The following is a 14,421-nucleotide window of genomic DNA, read 5'->3' as shown; positions in this document are numbered from 1 at the left end:
GGAGTAGGAAGGTTCTTCCTTCTCCCCCTGTGGGAGAAGGTGGCCGAGCGAAGCTCGGTCGGATGAGGGGTGTTCCAGCTTGGCAACGCCGGCACTCCGTCCAGCACCCCTCAACCGTCTTGGCGCTGCGCGCCAATCCACCTTCTCCCACAAGGGGAGAAGGGAAAAAGCCCGCTAAACCAGCGGCTTCAGAGCCACCCACACAGCGCCGCCGATCAGGCCGAGGAAGATCAGCCAGCCGACCTGGTTGTTCGACCTGAACAGGCGCAGGCATTGGTCCGGATTGTCGATGTCCAACACGGCGATCTGCCGCGCCATATGGGTGCCGGCGGCGATCAGCCCGGCCAGCGCCACCACCGGCGCCTGCGCCGACGCGAAGGCGATGGCGAAGCAGATCAGCGCGCCGCCATAAAGTCCGGCCAGCCAGGCCTTGGTGTTGTCGCCGAACAGGCGTGCCGTCGAGCGCACGCCGACAATGGCGTCATCTTCCTTGTCCTGGTGCGCGTAGATCGTGTCGTAGCCGATCACCCACAGGATCGAGCCGATATAGAGCATGACAGCAGGCCCATCGAGATCGCCGAACTCGACCGCCCATCCCATCAGCGCGCCCCAGGAAAAAGCAAGGCCGAGCACCAGTTGCGGCCAGTTGGTTATCCGCTTCATGAACGGATATATGGCGATGACCGCCAGTGAGCAGATGCCGAGCAGGACGGCAAAGCTGTTGAACTGGATGAGCACGACGAGGCCGACCAGGGCCTGCAGGACGAGAAACAGCCATGCCCGCCGGCGCGTCGCCTTGCCTGACGGCAGCGGTCGCGAGCGCGTGCGCTCCACCTGGTTGTCGATGTCCTCGTCGACGAGGTCGTTGTAGGTGCAGCCGGCGCCGCGCATGGCGATGGCCCCGACCAGGAACAGCACAAGATACAAAGGCGCCGGCAGCAGTGAGAGCAGCGGGTCGCCGGGACGCGGATAGGCGCTTGCCGCCAAGGCCGCCGACCACCAGCACGGCCACAGCAGCAGTTGCCAGCCTATCGGCCTGTCCCACCGCGCAAGCTGCGCATAGGGCCATATCGAGCGCGGCAGCACGCGGTAGACCCAATGGCCGTTCGGCGCATCGGCGACACGGCCCTGGGCCGCTTTCGACTGGATGGTTTCCATGCCCATGGAGTGGCAGCAGCGGCGGAAACCGTCAAGCGGCAAGCGGAGACGCGGCGCCCGTCAGCCTTTCACGAGGCAAAGATGTCGCGGGTGGCGAACCAGTCCTTGGCCACCTCGACGAAGGCCAGCGCTGCATTCGACACACGCTGATGCGTGTCATAGGTAAGCAGGATCCGCTGCATGCAGCGGATCCGACAGCGGCTTGCAGATGAGCGGCAGCCCGTCATAGCTGCGGTCGCCATGCGGGCGGGTGTAGCTGACCGCAACGCCGAAGCCGTTGGCGACCATGCTCCGTTGCAGTTCGAACGAGCTTGTCGTCATGTCGGCCACAGGCGAAAGGCCGCGGCTGCGGAACAGGTCGAGCATATGCTGCCAGCTGTGCGGCTGGTCGGTGGTGATCAGCGGATAGGCGGCCAGATCGGCAAGGCTGACCGACGGGCGATCCGCCAGGGCATGGCCTGCCGGCAACAGCGCGTGCGGGCGAAGTTCACGCAGCAGGATGCGGGCGAAATGCGTCGGCAGGCTGAGATCATAAGTCAGGCCGAGATCGATGGCCGCGTCACCCAGCCGTCGACCCAGCGTCTCGAACGTCTCGTCGCGAACGACGATCTTGACGGCCGGATAGCGTTCGGAGAAGGCGCGGATCAAAGCCGGCGCGAAGAAAGGCGCCAGATCCTCGAAGCATCCCAACACCAACTCGCCGCTGACAGCCGATTTGCTTGAACCCAGGCCGATGAGTTCCTCCGTTTCGGTGAGAACCTGCCTTGCCTTGGCCACGACGGCGCGGCCGAACGATGTCGGCGACACGCCGCTTCCCCGCTGGCGGACGAACAGTTTCTGGCCGAAATTCTTTTCGACCGCGTCGATGGCCACCGAGATCGACGGCTGAGAGACGTTCAGCATCCTTGCCGCGCCGGTGACGCTGCCGTGACGCGCCACGGCAACCAGATAGCGCAGCTGCGTGAAAGTCACACTCATAGAGGCACTCTATATGTCAGATCGATAGTTATTATTTTACCGAATGAATAGATGTTGCGATAGTGGCTTTATTCCAAGAGGAGAACGCCATGGCTTCCCGGACTGCCACCCTCGACGCCACCAGGATCGGCGCGTCCACGATTGCCGACTATCAGCGTGACGGCGCTGTTTGCATTCGCGGCGCCTTCAAGGGCTGGGTCGACACGATTGCCGCCGGCATCGAACGCAACATGCAGAACCGCAGCGCCACCGCATCCGACATAGCCAACGGTCGCGGTAGTTTCTTCGATGACTACTGCAACTGGGAGCGCATCCCCGAATTCGTCAGCCTGGTACGGGACTCACCCGCCGCCGAACTGGCGGCGGCGGTGATGCAGTCGCGCACCGCGCAGTTCTTCCATGATCATGTGCTGGTGAAGGAACCCGGCACGCAGAAGCCGACGCCCTGGCATCAGGACATCCCCTACTATTTCGTCGATGGCCAACAGACGGTGAGCTTCTGGATACCCATCGACCCGGTGAAAGAGGCGACGCTGCGGCTGATCGCCGGCTCGCACAAATGGGACAAGATGATCCTGCCGGTGCGCTGGCTCGACGATAGCAATTTCTATGCCGGCGAGGGCGACTATCTGCCGGTGCCCGATCCCGACAAGGACCCTTCGATGAAGGTGCTCGAATGGGAAATGGAGCCGGGCGACGCCATCCTGTTCGACTTCAGGACCGCGCATGGCGCGCGTGGCAATATGACCGCGGCGCGGCGCCGGGCGCTGTCGCTGCGCTGGGTCGGTGACGATGCGCGCTATGTCGAGCGGCCGGGCCGCACCTCGCCGCCCTATCATGGCCACGGCATGCAGCCGGGCGAGAGGCTGCGCGAGGACTGGTTTCCGGTGGTTTTCTCCGCCTAGCGAATCGCCAGAAAATTGGCGGCGGTATCCGCCGCCAATTTTCTGCGGGGATAACGTTCCCGTGCGCAATTGCGATCTAAACACCCTGATGCCTTGACCCGTCGCCCGGAGAGCAATAGCGGGTCTCCAAGAGACTGTTTCGAAATTCGCTCTGGCGAGTCATATGGTGGTGGTTTCGAGAACCGCAGCGGAGCGGACATTTGGTCCGTGAGCTCAGTTCTACTGCACGCAGTAGAACGGGAAGCGCAGAAAACGCCATCAGATGGCCGCCAGAGCAGAATTTCGGCATCAAGAGGTGGCCATGAACGTTCTTCTTCTGGGCTCCGGCGGCCGCGAACATGCGCTCGCCTGGAAGATCGCCGCGTCGCCGCTGCTGACGAAGCTTTATGCCGCCCCCGGCAATCCGGGCATTGGCGGCGAGGCCGAACTGGTCAAGCTCGACATCGCCGATCACGCCGCGGTCACCGCATTCTGCCGGGAGAAAAAAATCGACCTCGTCGTGGTCGGTCCGGAAGGCCCGCTGGTCGCCGGTATTGCCGACGATCTGCGCGCCGAAAATATCCGCGTCTTCGGTCCCTCCAAGGCAGCGGCACAGCTGGAAGGCTCGAAAGGTTTCACCAAGGACCTCTGCGCCCGCTACAACATCCCGACCGCCGCCTATGGCCGTTTCAGTGACCTGGCCTCGGCCAGGGCCTATGTCGAAAAGACCGGGGCGCCGATCGTCATCAAGGCCGACGGGCTCGCTGCCGGCAAGGGCGTCACCGTCGCCATGACGCTCAGTGAAGCACAGGCAGCCCTCGATGCCTGCTTCGATGGTTCCTTCGGCGCCGCCGGCGCGGAAGTTGTGGTCGAGGAATTCATGACCGGCGAGGAGGCGAGCTTCTTCTGTCTTTGCGACGGTACCACCGCACTGCCCTTCGGCACCGCGCAGGATCACAAGCGCGTCGGCGACGGCGACACCGGTCCGAACACTGGCGGCATGGGGGCCTATTCGCCGGCACCGGTGATGACGCCGGAACTGGTCGAGCGCACCATGCGTGAGATCATCGAGCCGACCATGCGCGGCATGGCCGAACTGGGCGCGCCTTTCTCCGGCGTGCTGTTTGCCGGGCTGATGATCACCGACAAGGGGCCGAAGCTGATCGAATACAACACCCGCTTCGGCGATCCGGAATGCCAGGTGCTGATGATGCGGCTGAAGGATGATCTGCTGGTCCTGCTCAACGCGGCAACCGACGGCCAGTTGGCACATACTTCGGTGCGCTGGCGCGACGAGGCGGCATTGACCGTGGTGATGGCGGCGAGAGGCTATCCCGGCACGCCGGAAAAAGGCTCGGTCATCCGCGGCGTCGAAGACGCGGCAAGCGACGGCGTCCAGGTCTTCCACGCCGGCACCGCCATCAATGGCGGCGCGCTGGTGGCCAATGGCGGCCGCGTCCTCAACGTGACGGCATCAGGCGCCACGGTCGGCGAGGCGCAGAAACGAGCCTATGCCGCGCTCGACCGCATCGACTGGCCGGACGGGTTCAGCCGCCGCGATATCGGCTGGCAGGCGGTGGCGCGCGAACAGGGAACCTGAAGTCCGCGTTGGCTTACCGCTGGCCGCGGTCGAGTTCGGTCGAAGCGGTGCTGAGCGGATCGGCAGCGGCAAACGCAGCGTCGAGTTGTGCGGGCGAACGCCGCTCGGTCCGCTTCCAGGCGACATATTGGACAATGCCGAAACTCGGTCTCCGGGGCACCGTCTTCACGACCGGCATGCGGAAGCCGTCGCGGAAACGGGACCAGCGTGTGCCCAACGCTGCGACCATGTCCTCGAAAGTCGGCGGCGCGGCCACAGACGCATAGGTGATGGTGACATTGCCGGCGAGGCCGGCCTCGCGTGAAACCGGCAGCGGTATGGAGGCGAGATAGTCCGGCGGCACGTCGATAAGCCCGCCGAACGGCCATTGCGCGCGCAGCGTGGCGGCGTCGGTCGGCGCGACATTGACGTCTATGTCGTTAGGCGTGCCGGCAACCCTGTAAGGGCAGCGGAAACGGCCGCAATTGGCTTGCGCCGAAAACTGCCACAGTGCGTAGCCTTGCCAGTTGCCCATCGGAAAATGCACGTCGATGTCGGACTTATAGCGGGCATACCAGAGCGGCAGCCGCGACAGGAGCCGGTATCGGTAGCTGTTGTCGGCAATGTACTGGGCGGTCTTGCCGTTGGTGTACAGCACCGGGAAACGGCCGATGCGCCGATGCACCTGGCGGACGAACTCCTCGGCATCGTCGAGCGACATCCATTGCGAGGGATCATTGCCCTCAATGTCGAGAGCCATGAGATCGTCGGGCGCAGGCTCGGCGAAATCGAGGAAATTGTTGGCCTGTTCGACCGGATTGCCCGGGCGGGCAAGGTGATAGGCGCCCCATTTCAGGCCGAGTGCCTTGGCCACCACCCGGCGCGTCTGGAACAGTTCGCGCGTCACCGCATGGCGTTTCCACAGCGCCTTGCAAAGCTTCACCTCAATGTCGTTGCCCAGGCAGAAATAGGGCGGCGGCATGCCGTCGGAGGCCTTGTTGATGAAGCCGACGACCCGCTTGTCGGTGGCGAGTTGGGCCCAACCGATGGAATTGTATTCGTAGGCATCGACCACCAAAGCGCGGTCGGCGTTCTTCCAGGGTTCGGAAAAATCCGAAGCCTTTGCCGCCGTGGACAGCGCCATCGTCGCCGCCAAGGCGAGAAGCGCCAGCGCATGTCGCCCAAAAGTGTGCAGCGGTTTTGGGGCAACGACATGCGGAGGAAACAATGGCTTGAAGGGCGTCGGCACGACACTCTTCAAGCGGCGAAGGAGACGCGCCGTCCTTTTCAAAACAGGGAATCCCCGTTGATCAAAGACAAATCCTGAACGGCTATGGTTAAGGAAGTACTTTCGGGGCTGACTTCAGAAAAGCTGGCGACGCATCAGCTGCTAGAATTCAAACGGGTCCGGAGCCGGCTCTTGCCGCAGCGTGCCCTCGGCGGCGCGTTTGCGGTGGTGGGCGAGTGAGCATTGCGGCGAGCATAATATGCCGCGATCCGACCAGTAGGCGGCCCCGTGGTCCAGTCTGCCGCCATGGTAGCAGAACCCCTCCGCTCGATAGGGCAGGCCGCATTCGATGCAGCGATAGGCGTCGGGTCTGGCAAGCATGGGCTGTTCCGGTTGGCTGGTTCTGATCCGTCGCCGGTCGACTTGATCCGGCATGGATTGAACTTAATACGCGCCGCCGCGATTGCAAAATCCGCGTGACAAAATTTGACGTTTACGTAAAAAGAAGATGGGAGAGCGCTGATACGGCGGGTGGTTTTGCAGCGGCGCTGGCTCTAGGGTCGGCAGGACCGATGCATCGGAAGGAGTAAGCGGCATGTATAGGGCACCGGTCGAGGATATCGCCTTCACGCTCAAGCACGTCGCCGGCATGAAATCGGCGCTCGATGCCGGCAGGTTCGGCGATCTCGGCGATGACCTGGTCGATGCCGTTCTTGGCGAGGCCGGCCGCTTCGCCACTGAAGAGGTCGCACCGCTCTACACGATCGGCGATCGGCAAGGTGCCGTGCTGAAGGACGCTGCCGTCACCACACCACCCGGCTGGAAGGAACTCTATCGCCGCTGGATCGATGGCGGCTGGAACGCGCTCTCCGGGCCTGAGGAATATGGCGGCCAGGCGCTGCCGACCATGCTTGGCGTTGCCGCGCTCGAAATGTGGAACTCCGCCGCCATGGCCTTCGGCATCGGCCCGACGCTGACCATGGGCGCTGTCGAAGCGCTCGACAAACACGCCTCCACAGACCTCAAGGCAAAGTATCTCGGAAAGCTCGTCTCCGGCGAGTGGATGGGCACGATGAACCTGACCGAGCCGCAAGCCGGTTCGGACCTCGCCGCCTTGCGCGCCCGCGCGGAGCCGGTGGGTGACGGCAGCTACCGCATCTTCGGCCAGAAAATCTTCATCACCTATGGCGAGCACGATTTCACCGACAACATCATCCATCTGGTGCTGGCGCGGCTACCGGATGCGCCGGCCGGCACGCGCGGCATATCGCTGTTCCTGGTGCCGAAAATCCTGGTCGGCGACGATGGCGCGCTCGGCGCGCGCAACGATGTCTTCTGTTCCGGACTTGAGCACAAGCTCGGCATCCACGCCTCGCCGACCTGCACCATGATCTATGGCGATGGTTTCCAGGGCGCCAAGCCCGGCGCTATCGGCTGGCTGATCGGCGAGGAGAACAAGGGCCTCGCCTGCATGTTCACGATGATGAACAATGCGCGGCTTTGTGTCGGCATGCAGGGGGTAGCGGTCGCGGAAGCCGCAACGCAGAAGGCGATCGCCTATGCCAATGAACGCCGGCAGGGCAAGGCCGCGAGCTACACTGGCACGGGTATGGCGCCGATCGTCCATCACCCCGATGTCCAGCGTAACCTGCTGACCATGAAGGCGCTGACCCAAACCGCGCGCGCCATCAGCTATTCCTGTGCCCACGCCATCGACATGGCCGGTGTCTCCGCCGGTGACGAGGCGGCCCACTGGCGCGACCGCGCCAATCTGCTGACGCCGCTGGCAAAGGCGTTCTCGACCGATATCGGCGTCGAGGTTGCCTCACTCGGCCTCCAGGTTCATGGCGGCATGGGCTTCATCGAGGAGACGGGAGCGGCCGCCTTCTATCGTGATTCGCGCATCGCCCCGATCTACGAGGGCACCAACGGCATTCAGGCGATCGATCTGGTGATGCGCAAGCTGCCGCTCGGCGGCGGCGACCATGTGCATGGTTATATCGCCGAACTGGCTGATATGGCCGCAGCGGTGCGGACCTCGAACCTGCAGGGTTTCGGCCGCACCGCCGACGCTCTCGACGCGGCACTTGGCGATCTCAGCGAAGCGACCCGCTTCCTGCAGAAACTGGCGGCCGAAGGCCGGGCGGACGAGGCGCTGGCGGGTGCGACGCCCTATCTCAGGCTGATCTCGCTTGCCGCCGGCGGCGCCTATCTGGCGCGCGGCGCTCTTGCCGACCAAGGCCGTATTCCCCTTTGCCGCTTCTTCGCCGAAAACCTGCTCGGCGAGGTCAGCGCTTTGCGGGCGCGCGTCATCGATGGCGCCGAAAGCCTCGCCGCTGCCGGAAAAACGCTGATTTCCGCCTGACGTTCACAAGGAAAGAACCGTGACAGACCATATCCTCGTCGAGCGCCAGGGCGCCATCCAGATCATCCGCATGAACCGGCCGGACAAGAAGAACGCGCTGACGCGCGCCATGTATGCGAAAATGTCAAAAAGCCTGGCAGAAGGCGACGCCGACCCGGAGATCCGCGTCCATGTCTTTCTCGGCGTGCCCGGCGCCTTCTCCTCAGGCAACGACCTTGCCGACTTCATGATCATCGCCACCGGTGGTGACGGCGGCACCGAAGTCTGGGACTTCCTGATGGCGCTGGCCAGGGTCGAAAAACCCATGGTCTCCGGCGTCGACGGCATCGCGGTCGGCATCGGCACGACGCTCAACCTGCATTGCGACCTGACCTTCGCCACGCCGCGCACCGTGTTCAGGACGCCTTTCGTCGACCTTGGCCTGGTGCCCGAGGCGGGGTCGAGCCTCTTGGCGCCGCGCATCCTCGGGCAGCAGGGTGCCTTCGCGCTGCTCGGCCTCGGCGAGGGCTTTTCGGCTGAACGGGCGAAGGCCGCCGGCCTGATCTACGAGGTGGTCGAGGAAGCAGCACTGGAGGCCTCGGTGCTGGCGGCCGCCGGCCAGATCGCGGCCAAGCCGCCGCAGGCGTTGAAGATCGCGCGCGACCTGATGCGCGGCTCGCGCGACGACCTCGTCGCCCGCATCGGCGAGGAAAGCGAGCATTTTCGCGAGCGCCTGAAGTCCGATGAGGCGCGCGCCGCGCTCACCGCGTTCATGACGAGAAAGAAGGCCTGAGCCTCTTCTTCAGGGATAAAGCCTCGTCTTGTCCCAGGCGCCTTTCGCGTTGCGGCTGAAGACGAGCCGGTCGTGCAGGCGGAACGGCCTGTCGTGCCAGAACTCGATTGTCGTGGGCACGATTCGGAAGCCGGACCAGTGCTTTGGCCGCGGGATCTCGCCGATCGGGTAGCGTGCCGTGTATTCGGCCACTGCCTTCTCCAGCGCAAAGCGGCTTTCCAGCGGCCGCGATTGTTTCGAGGCCCATGCGCCGATGCGGCTGCCGCGCGGCCGTGTCGCATAGTAGGCGTCGGCTTCGGCGTCGCTGACGATCTCCACCGGTCCGCGAATGCGTACCTGGCGGCGCAGTGATTTCCAATGGAAACACATCGCCGCCTTCATGCTGCCAAGAATCTCCTGGCCCTTGGCGCTCTCGAAATTCGTGTAGAAGACAAACCCGCTTTCATCGAACCCCTTGAGCAAAACCATGCGCACATCCGGCATGCCGTCGGCATCGACGGTCGCCAGAGCCACGCCGTTGGGGTCGTTCGGCTCGCTTTTCGTGGCGTCGTCCAGCCATGCGGCAAACAGGCGAAACGGCTCGGCAGCCTCGGTAAAGTCACCGCTTGTTAACTCAGTGTCACTCATAGTTTTTCTCAAATTGTCACGAAGATTCTTACAAAGCCAAGATTCTTAACGAAGCAAGGGGGAGGCTGCCGATTGTCGCTTATCGCGCAAGCTTTTGACAGCAGGCAATGGAGCGTTATCGCTTCGGCCAGCGCGAAAGCCGCGATCGTGGCGGTCGCCTTGCCGCTTGCCGCTTGTGGCGCCGGCGGCTTCAGCCTGGAAAAAGCCGAAGTCGACCGCTCGATCCTGACCAGCAGCACATCGGCCTCGGCCGCGCCGGCCAGTCTGGATCGCGACTCCGACCAGACGACGATCGGCAATGCAGTCTCCTCGGCCGACATCGAGCAGCTCGGCGGGCAGGCCGTCCCATGGGCCAATGCCGGTACCGGCTCGCGCGGTTCCATCACCGATCTGGCGGAATTGAAGGACAACGGCCAGACCTGCCGCCGCTTCAAGGCCTCGCGCGAAAGCTTTGACGGCGTTGCCATGTTCGAAGGCGAACTGTGCCTGGCCAGCGCCGGCGGCTGGCGCATGCAGGACTTCAAGGCGCTCTGATTTTCCGCGTCTGATATGCGGCTCCAGCACTGGAATTTCTTCCTATGGGAGCGCATATAAGAGGCAACCAGAGACTCAACTCTTCTCCAGGGCAGTAAGCATGCGCGACCCCTATGAGGTGCTGGGCGTTGCCAGGAACGCATCGGCCAAAGACATAAAGTCGGCGTACCGGAAACTCGCCAAAAAGCATCATCCGGACCAGAATCCGAATGATCCAAAGGCGAAGGACCGTTTCGCCGCAGCCAACCAGGCCTACGAGATCGTCGGCGACGAAAAGAATCGCGCCGCTTTCGATCGCGGCGAGATCGACGCTGACGGCAAGCCGCGATTCCAGGGCTTTGAGGGCGCTGCCGGTGGCGGCGATCCGTTTGGCGGCTTTCGCCGGCAGCAAGGTCCGGGCGGCTCGCGGTTCGAATTCCGCTCCGGTCGACCCGGTGGCGATCCGTTCGACGGCAACAGCGACATCTTCAGCCAGATTTTTGGCGACACTTTTTCCGGCGCGCGCGGTCCCGGCATGGGCGAGCGCCGCCAGCAGACGACCGCTGCCGATCTGAACGTGACGCTCGACGTCACCATCGAGGAAGCGGCGACCGCTGAAAAGGTGACGGCGATGTTCCCCGACGGCCGCAAGGTGGCGGTCAAGCTGCCGGCCTATGTCGAGGATGGCCAGACCATCCGCCTCAAGGGTCAAGGCGAGCAGGGGCCGGGCCAGCCAGGCGACGCGCTGGTCAAGATCCATCTGCGCCGGCATCCACGCTACCGCATCGAAGGCCGCGACCTGCACGCCGATCTGCCGGTGATGCTGGCGGATGCCGTGCTCGGCGCCAAGGTGCCTGTCGAGACGCCGACCGGCAGGCTCGCGGTCAACATTCCGGCCTGGTCGAGCTCCGACAAGGTCCTGCGGCTGAAGGGCAGAGGCCTGCCGGAAAAGGCCGGCGGTCACGGCGATCTCTACGCTCATGTGCGTATCATGCTGCCGGAAGGCGGTGACAGCGCGCTCGAAGCGCTGTTGCGCAGCCAAAAAGGCTGATCGGCGGCTTTTGTCCCCTGAACTGTCCGTTTTGAGCGCTTGAAGGGGCTCTGTGCCTGTGCGATAGGGCAACCCACAAAGCTGAAATCTTGCGGAGAGCGCTCACATGGCGGGTGGACAGGGCCTAATGGCCGGCAAGCGCGGCCTCATTCTTGGCGTCGCCAACAATAGGTCGATCGCTTATGGCATTGCCAAGGCCTGCGTCGATCATGGCGCCGAGATAGCGCTGACCTATCAGGGCGAGGCGTTCAAGAAGCGTGTCGAGCCGCTGGCGGCGGAACTGGGCGCCTTTGTCGCCGGCCATTGCGACGTCACCGATCCGGCGAGCCTGGATGAGGTTTTCGCCAATGTCGCCAGACATTGGGGCAAGCTTGATTTCCTCGTCCACGCCATTGCCTTCTCCGACAAGGATGAGCTGACTGGCCGCTATGTCGAGACGTCACGCGACAATTTCCTGCGCACAATGGACATTTCGGTCTATTCCTTCACCACCATCGCCAAGCGCGCCGAGGCGCTGATGACCGATGGCGGCTCACTGCTGACGCTGACCTACTACGGCGCCGAAAAGGTGATGCCGCACTACAACGTCATGGGTGTCGCCAAGGCGGCGCTCGAGGCCAGCGTGCGCTACCTGGCGGTCGATCTCGGCGCCAAGAAGATCCGCGTCAACGCCATTTCGGCCGGCCCGATCAAGACCCTTGCCGCTTCCGGCATCGGCGATTTCCGCTACATCCTGAAGTGGAACGAGTACAATTCGCCGCTGAAGCAGACGGTGACGCAGGAGGAAGTCGGCGATTCCGGCGTCTATTTCCTGTCCGATCTGTCGCGCGGCGTCACCGGTGAAGTGCACCACGTCGATTCGGGCTACCACGTCGTCGGCATGAAGGCGGTCGACGCGCCTGATATTTCGACGGTCAAGGACTAGCACCCCCCAACCGTCGTCCGTCCCGATCCGCACCGGAAGACCTGATGTACCCGCTGGTTTATATCGCGCGCCACGGCCAGACCGCGTGGAACGCCGAAATGCGGCTTCAGGGGCAGGCTGACACCGATCTCAATGCTCTTGGCCGCGAACAGGCGACCGGCAACGGGCTTCGGCTAGCTGCGTTGGTTCCAGATCCCTGGGAATTCGACTTCGTCGCCAGTCCGATGAAACGGACGCGCGAAACGATGCAGCGTATTCGCGCCGCGATGAAGCTGGATCCGGATGCCTATCGAACCGATCCGCGCCTCGTCGAGGTCAATTTCGGCGATTGGCAGGGATTTACCTTTCCCGAGCTGGAGACGCGGTATCCCGGAGCAAGCGGGACGCGTGCTCTGGACAAGTGGAACTTCCAGCCGCCCGGCGAAGGCGCCGAGAGCTATCAGATGCTGCTCGAACGGGTGAGGCCATGCTTCGACGCGATTGAACGCCAGACGATATGCGTGACCCATGGCGGCGTCATGCGCACCTTGTTTCGTTTCGTTCTGGGATTGGCCGAGGACGAGGCAGCGAACCTGGAAATACCGCAGGATCGCCTGCTCAAGCTCGAAGGCAAGAGTCTGGAGTGGCTTTGATGCATGTCGCCCAAAATTGGCCCCGGTTTTGGGAGAACGACATGCATAAAACAAAGACCTAAAGCGGGTCGCCTGAATCCGTTCAGACGCGACACGCTCTAGGCCATTTCGCAGGCGGCTCGGCGAAAGCTGAACCGCAAACGCTGCATTCAATTGAGGTTGGAAGCTCTAGTTGGCTGAGCTGTCCGGCAGTTCCATGTCGGTGATGACGTTTTCGCCATTGGTCACATCGTAGGCAATGACGATGTCCATGCCCGGCTTCAGCGCGTCGAGATCGGTCTCTGCGTTCAGCTTGTAGGACTTGCCGTCATCCAGCGTCAGCGTCGCCGTGTCCTTGTCGATCTTCTTGATCAGGCCTTCGGTCTGGCCGGCGAAAGCGGCGGTGGAAAGCAGCAGCGTGGCGGCAACGGCGCTAATCAGGGTACGCATAATCGTTCCTCTTTATCATTGCACCGGCATGGCGGCGGGCTGTTCAACAGCGGATGGAGCAGAGCAGAAACCAACCGAATGTGTCAAAACTAAATCCGCCAGATCACAGTTTGACCCCTGTGAAAAACGCCAATAGAACGCAATCTTCAGCCGGCTCCGATGCCGGGCAGGGTATTTCATGTCTCACAACACGTTCGGCCACCTTTTCCGCGTCACCACCTGGGGCGAAAGCCATGGCCCGTCGCTCGGCTGCGTGGTCGACGGCTGTCCGCCCGGCATCCGCTTTACGCGCGACGAGATCCAGGCCGAACTCGACAAGCGCCGGCCGGGACAGTCACGTTTCGTGACGCAGCGTCGCGAACCAGATGAAGTGAAGGTGCTGTCAGGTTTCATCCTCGACGAGGACGGCGAGACGATGATCACCACCGGCACGCCGGTGTCGATGCTGATCGAGAATGTCGACCAGCGTTCAAAGGATTATGGCGAGATCGCCCGCCAGTACCGGCCCGGCCATGCCGACTACACCTATGACGTCAAATACGGGGTGCGCGATTATCGTGGCGGCGGCCGCTCCTCGGCCCGCGAGACGGCAGCCAGAGTGGCGGCCGGTGCCTTGGCGCGCAAGGTGGTGCCCGGCGTGGTGGTGCGCGGTGCGCTGGTGTCGATGGGCGAGAAATCCATCGATCGCGCCAACTGGAACTGGAATTTCATCGGCGATGCGGAAAATCCGTTCTTCACCCCCGATCCGGCTTCCGTTCCTGTCTTCACGCAGTATCTCGACGGCATCCGCAAGGCGGGCTCCTCGGTCGGTGCGGTGATCGAGATCGTCGCCGACGGCGTTCCACCGGGCCTCGGCGCGCCGATCTATGCCAAGCTCGACCAGGACATCGCCTCCGGCCTGATGTCGATCAACGCGGTCAAGGGCGTCGAGATCGGCAACGGCTTCGAGGCCGCCCGCATCACCGGCGAGCAGAATGCCGACGAGATGCGCATCGGCAATGACGGCAAGCCGGTGTTCCTGTCCAACAATGCCGGCGGCATCCTCGGCGGCATCTCGACCGGCCAGGCAATCGTCGCCCGTTTCGCCGTCAAGCCGACCTCGTCGATCCTGACCCCGCGAAAGTCGATCGATAAGGACGGCAAGGACGTCGAGATCATGACCAAGGGCCGCCACGATCCATGCGTCGGCATCCGCGCCGTGCCGATCGGCGAGGCAATGGTTGCCTGTGCGATCGCCGATCATTATCTGCGGCATCGGGGACAGACGGGGAGGGGAATAG

At 63.3% G+C, this 14,421-nt stretch carries 14 protein-coding genes and 1 pseudogene; 9 read left to right on the top strand and 6 right to left on the bottom strand.

What is annotated here, in order from left to right; all coding sequences use genetic code 11:
- Positions 1-174 precede the first annotated feature (174 nt).
- Entirely contained in the window at positions 175-1,158 is a 984-nt protein-coding gene (gene ubiA / locus EN884_RS06125) for a 4-hydroxybenzoate octaprenyltransferase (RefSeq protein WP_063170187.1), read from the bottom strand.
- Between the two features lie 68 nt (positions 1,159-1,226).
- Positions 1,227-2,136: pseudogene (locus tag EN884_RS06120) on the bottom strand (LysR family transcriptional regulator).
- Positions 2,137-2,225: 89 nt separating this feature from the next.
- On the opposite strand from EN884_RS06120, the gene EN884_RS06115 reads away from it, so the two are divergent.
- Positions 2,226-3,041, top strand: coding sequence for a phytanoyl-CoA dioxygenase family protein (locus EN884_RS06115; RefSeq protein WP_013532814.1), 816 nt, complete (start codon positions 2,226-2,228; stop codon positions 3,039-3,041).
- A 301-nt stretch (positions 3,042-3,342) separates the two neighbouring features.
- Positions 3,343-4,620 carry a phosphoribosylamine--glycine ligase gene (purD, locus tag EN884_RS06110; protein WP_063170188.1) on the top strand — a complete coding sequence of 426 codons (1,278 nt, stop codon included), beginning with the start codon at positions 3,343-3,345 and terminating at the stop codon, positions 4,618-4,620.
- A 13-nt stretch (positions 4,621-4,633) separates the two neighbouring features.
- Here purD and EN884_RS06105 read toward each other — a convergent pair whose 3' ends face one another.
- Together EN884_RS06105 and EN884_RS06100 are read right to left on the bottom strand one after the other, a co-directional pair.
- The gene (locus tag EN884_RS06105; RefSeq protein WP_032809930.1) at positions 4,634-5,743 is read right to left on the bottom strand and encodes a glycoside hydrolase family 25 protein; all 1,110 of its coding nucleotides are present in this window, start codon (positions 5,741-5,743) and stop codon (positions 4,634-4,636) included.
- 246 nt (positions 5,744-5,989) lie between these two features.
- On the bottom strand, positions 5,990-6,208 hold the full coding sequence (locus EN884_RS06100) for a hypothetical protein (protein ID WP_013532811.1): 219 nt from the start codon (positions 6,206-6,208) through the stop codon (positions 5,990-5,992).
- A 214-nt stretch (positions 6,209-6,422) separates the two neighbouring features.
- On the opposite strand from EN884_RS06100, the gene EN884_RS06095 reads away from it, so the two are divergent.
- Together EN884_RS06095 and EN884_RS06090 are read left to right on the top strand one after the other, a co-directional pair.
- Positions 6,423-8,192: an acyl-CoA dehydrogenase gene (locus EN884_RS06095; protein ID WP_063167662.1), complete on the top strand. Its 1,770-nt coding sequence runs from the start codon at positions 6,423-6,425 to the stop codon at positions 8,190-8,192.
- Between the two features lie 19 nt (positions 8,193-8,211).
- Positions 8,212-8,964, top strand: coding sequence for a crotonase/enoyl-CoA hydratase family protein (locus tag EN884_RS06090; RefSeq protein WP_063167663.1), 753 nt, complete (start codon positions 8,212-8,214; stop codon positions 8,962-8,964).
- 9 nt (positions 8,965-8,973) lie between these two features.
- Here the strand turns inward: EN884_RS06090 and pdxH are convergent, their stop codons facing one another.
- Entirely contained in the window at positions 8,974-9,591 is a 618-nt protein-coding gene (gene pdxH / locus EN884_RS06085; protein WP_063167664.1) for a pyridoxamine 5'-phosphate oxidase, read from the bottom strand.
- Between the two features lie 72 nt (positions 9,592-9,663).
- On the opposite strand from pdxH, the gene EN884_RS06080 reads away from it, so the two are divergent.
- The 4 genes from EN884_RS06080 (at position 9,664) to EN884_RS06065 (ending at position 12,712) form a co-directional block, all read left to right on the top strand.
- Positions 9,664-10,125, top strand: a complete 462-nt coding sequence (locus tag EN884_RS06080; RefSeq protein WP_013532805.1) for an RT0821/Lpp0805 family surface protein — start codon at positions 9,664-9,666, stop codon at positions 10,123-10,125.
- A 100-nt stretch (positions 10,126-10,225) separates the two neighbouring features.
- Positions 10,226-11,155, top strand: coding sequence for a J domain-containing protein (locus EN884_RS06075; RefSeq protein ID WP_128360500.1), 930 nt, complete (start codon positions 10,226-10,228; stop codon positions 11,153-11,155).
- 106 nt (positions 11,156-11,261) lie between these two features.
- Positions 11,262-12,080 (top strand): enoyl-ACP reductase FabI, encoded by an 819-nt coding sequence (gene fabI / locus EN884_RS06070; protein ID WP_063167666.1) that lies wholly within the window; start codon positions 11,262-11,264, stop codon positions 12,078-12,080.
- Between the two features lie 44 nt (positions 12,081-12,124).
- Positions 12,125-12,712 (top strand): histidine phosphatase family protein, encoded by a 588-nt coding sequence (locus EN884_RS06065; protein ID WP_013532802.1) that lies wholly within the window; start codon positions 12,125-12,127, stop codon positions 12,710-12,712.
- Positions 12,713-12,880: 168 nt separating this feature from the next.
- Here the strand turns inward: EN884_RS06065 and EN884_RS06060 are convergent, their stop codons facing one another.
- Positions 12,881-13,141: a DUF1344 domain-containing protein gene (locus EN884_RS06060; RefSeq protein ID WP_013532801.1), complete on the bottom strand. Its 261-nt coding sequence runs from the start codon at positions 13,139-13,141 to the stop codon at positions 12,881-12,883.
- Positions 13,142-13,319: 178 nt separating this feature from the next.
- Here EN884_RS06060 and aroC point away from each other — a divergent pair.
- Positions 13,320-14,421, top strand: a 1,102-nt coding sequence (gene aroC / locus EN884_RS06055; RefSeq protein ID WP_128278177.1) for a chorismate synthase, incomplete at its 3' end; no start/stop codon positions are given.

Source organism: Mesorhizobium sp. M7A.F.Ca.AU.001.01.1.1, from assembly GCF_004022735.1.
Classification (GTDB): domain Bacteria; phylum Pseudomonadota; class Alphaproteobacteria; order Rhizobiales; family Rhizobiaceae; genus Mesorhizobium; species Mesorhizobium ciceri.
The sequence above is the reverse complement of the archived record's forward strand: the minus strand, read 5'-3'. Positions and strand labels throughout refer to the sequence as shown.

Excerpts from the sequence above, each read along its gene's own strand:
- ubiA (WP_063170187.1), bottom strand. The coding sequence starts at position 1,158 with ATGGAAACCATCCAGTCGAAAGCGGCCCAGGGCCGTGTCGCCGATGCG.
- EN884_RS06115 (WP_013532814.1), top strand. The coding sequence starts at position 2,226 with ATGGCTTCCCGGACTGCCACCCTCGACGCCACCAGGATCGGCGCGTCC.
- purD (WP_063170188.1), top strand. The coding sequence starts at position 3,343 with ATGAACGTTCTTCTTCTGGGCTCCGGCGGCCGCGAACATGCGCTCGCC.
- EN884_RS06105 (WP_032809930.1), bottom strand. The coding sequence starts at position 5,743 with ATGGCGCTGTCCACGGCGGCAAAGGCTTCGGATTTTTCCGAACCCTGG.
- EN884_RS06100 (WP_013532811.1), bottom strand. The coding sequence starts at position 6,208 with ATGCTTGCCAGACCCGACGCCTATCGCTGCATCGAATGCGGCCTGCCC.
- EN884_RS06095 (WP_063167662.1), top strand. The coding sequence starts at position 6,423 with ATGTATAGGGCACCGGTCGAGGATATCGCCTTCACGCTCAAGCACGTC.
- pdxH (WP_063167664.1), bottom strand. The coding sequence starts at position 9,591 with ATGAGTGACACTGAGTTAACAAGCGGTGACTTTACCGAGGCTGCCGAG.
- EN884_RS06075 (WP_128360500.1), top strand. The coding sequence starts at position 10,226 with ATGCGCGACCCCTATGAGGTGCTGGGCGTTGCCAGGAACGCATCGGCC.
- fabI (WP_063167666.1), top strand. The coding sequence starts at position 11,262 with ATGGCGGGTGGACAGGGCCTAATGGCCGGCAAGCGCGGCCTCATTCTT.
- EN884_RS06065 (WP_013532802.1), top strand. The coding sequence starts at position 12,125 with ATGTACCCGCTGGTTTATATCGCGCGCCACGGCCAGACCGCGTGGAAC.
- EN884_RS06060 (WP_013532801.1), bottom strand. The coding sequence starts at position 13,141 with ATGCGTACCCTGATTAGCGCCGTTGCCGCCACGCTGCTGCTTTCCACC.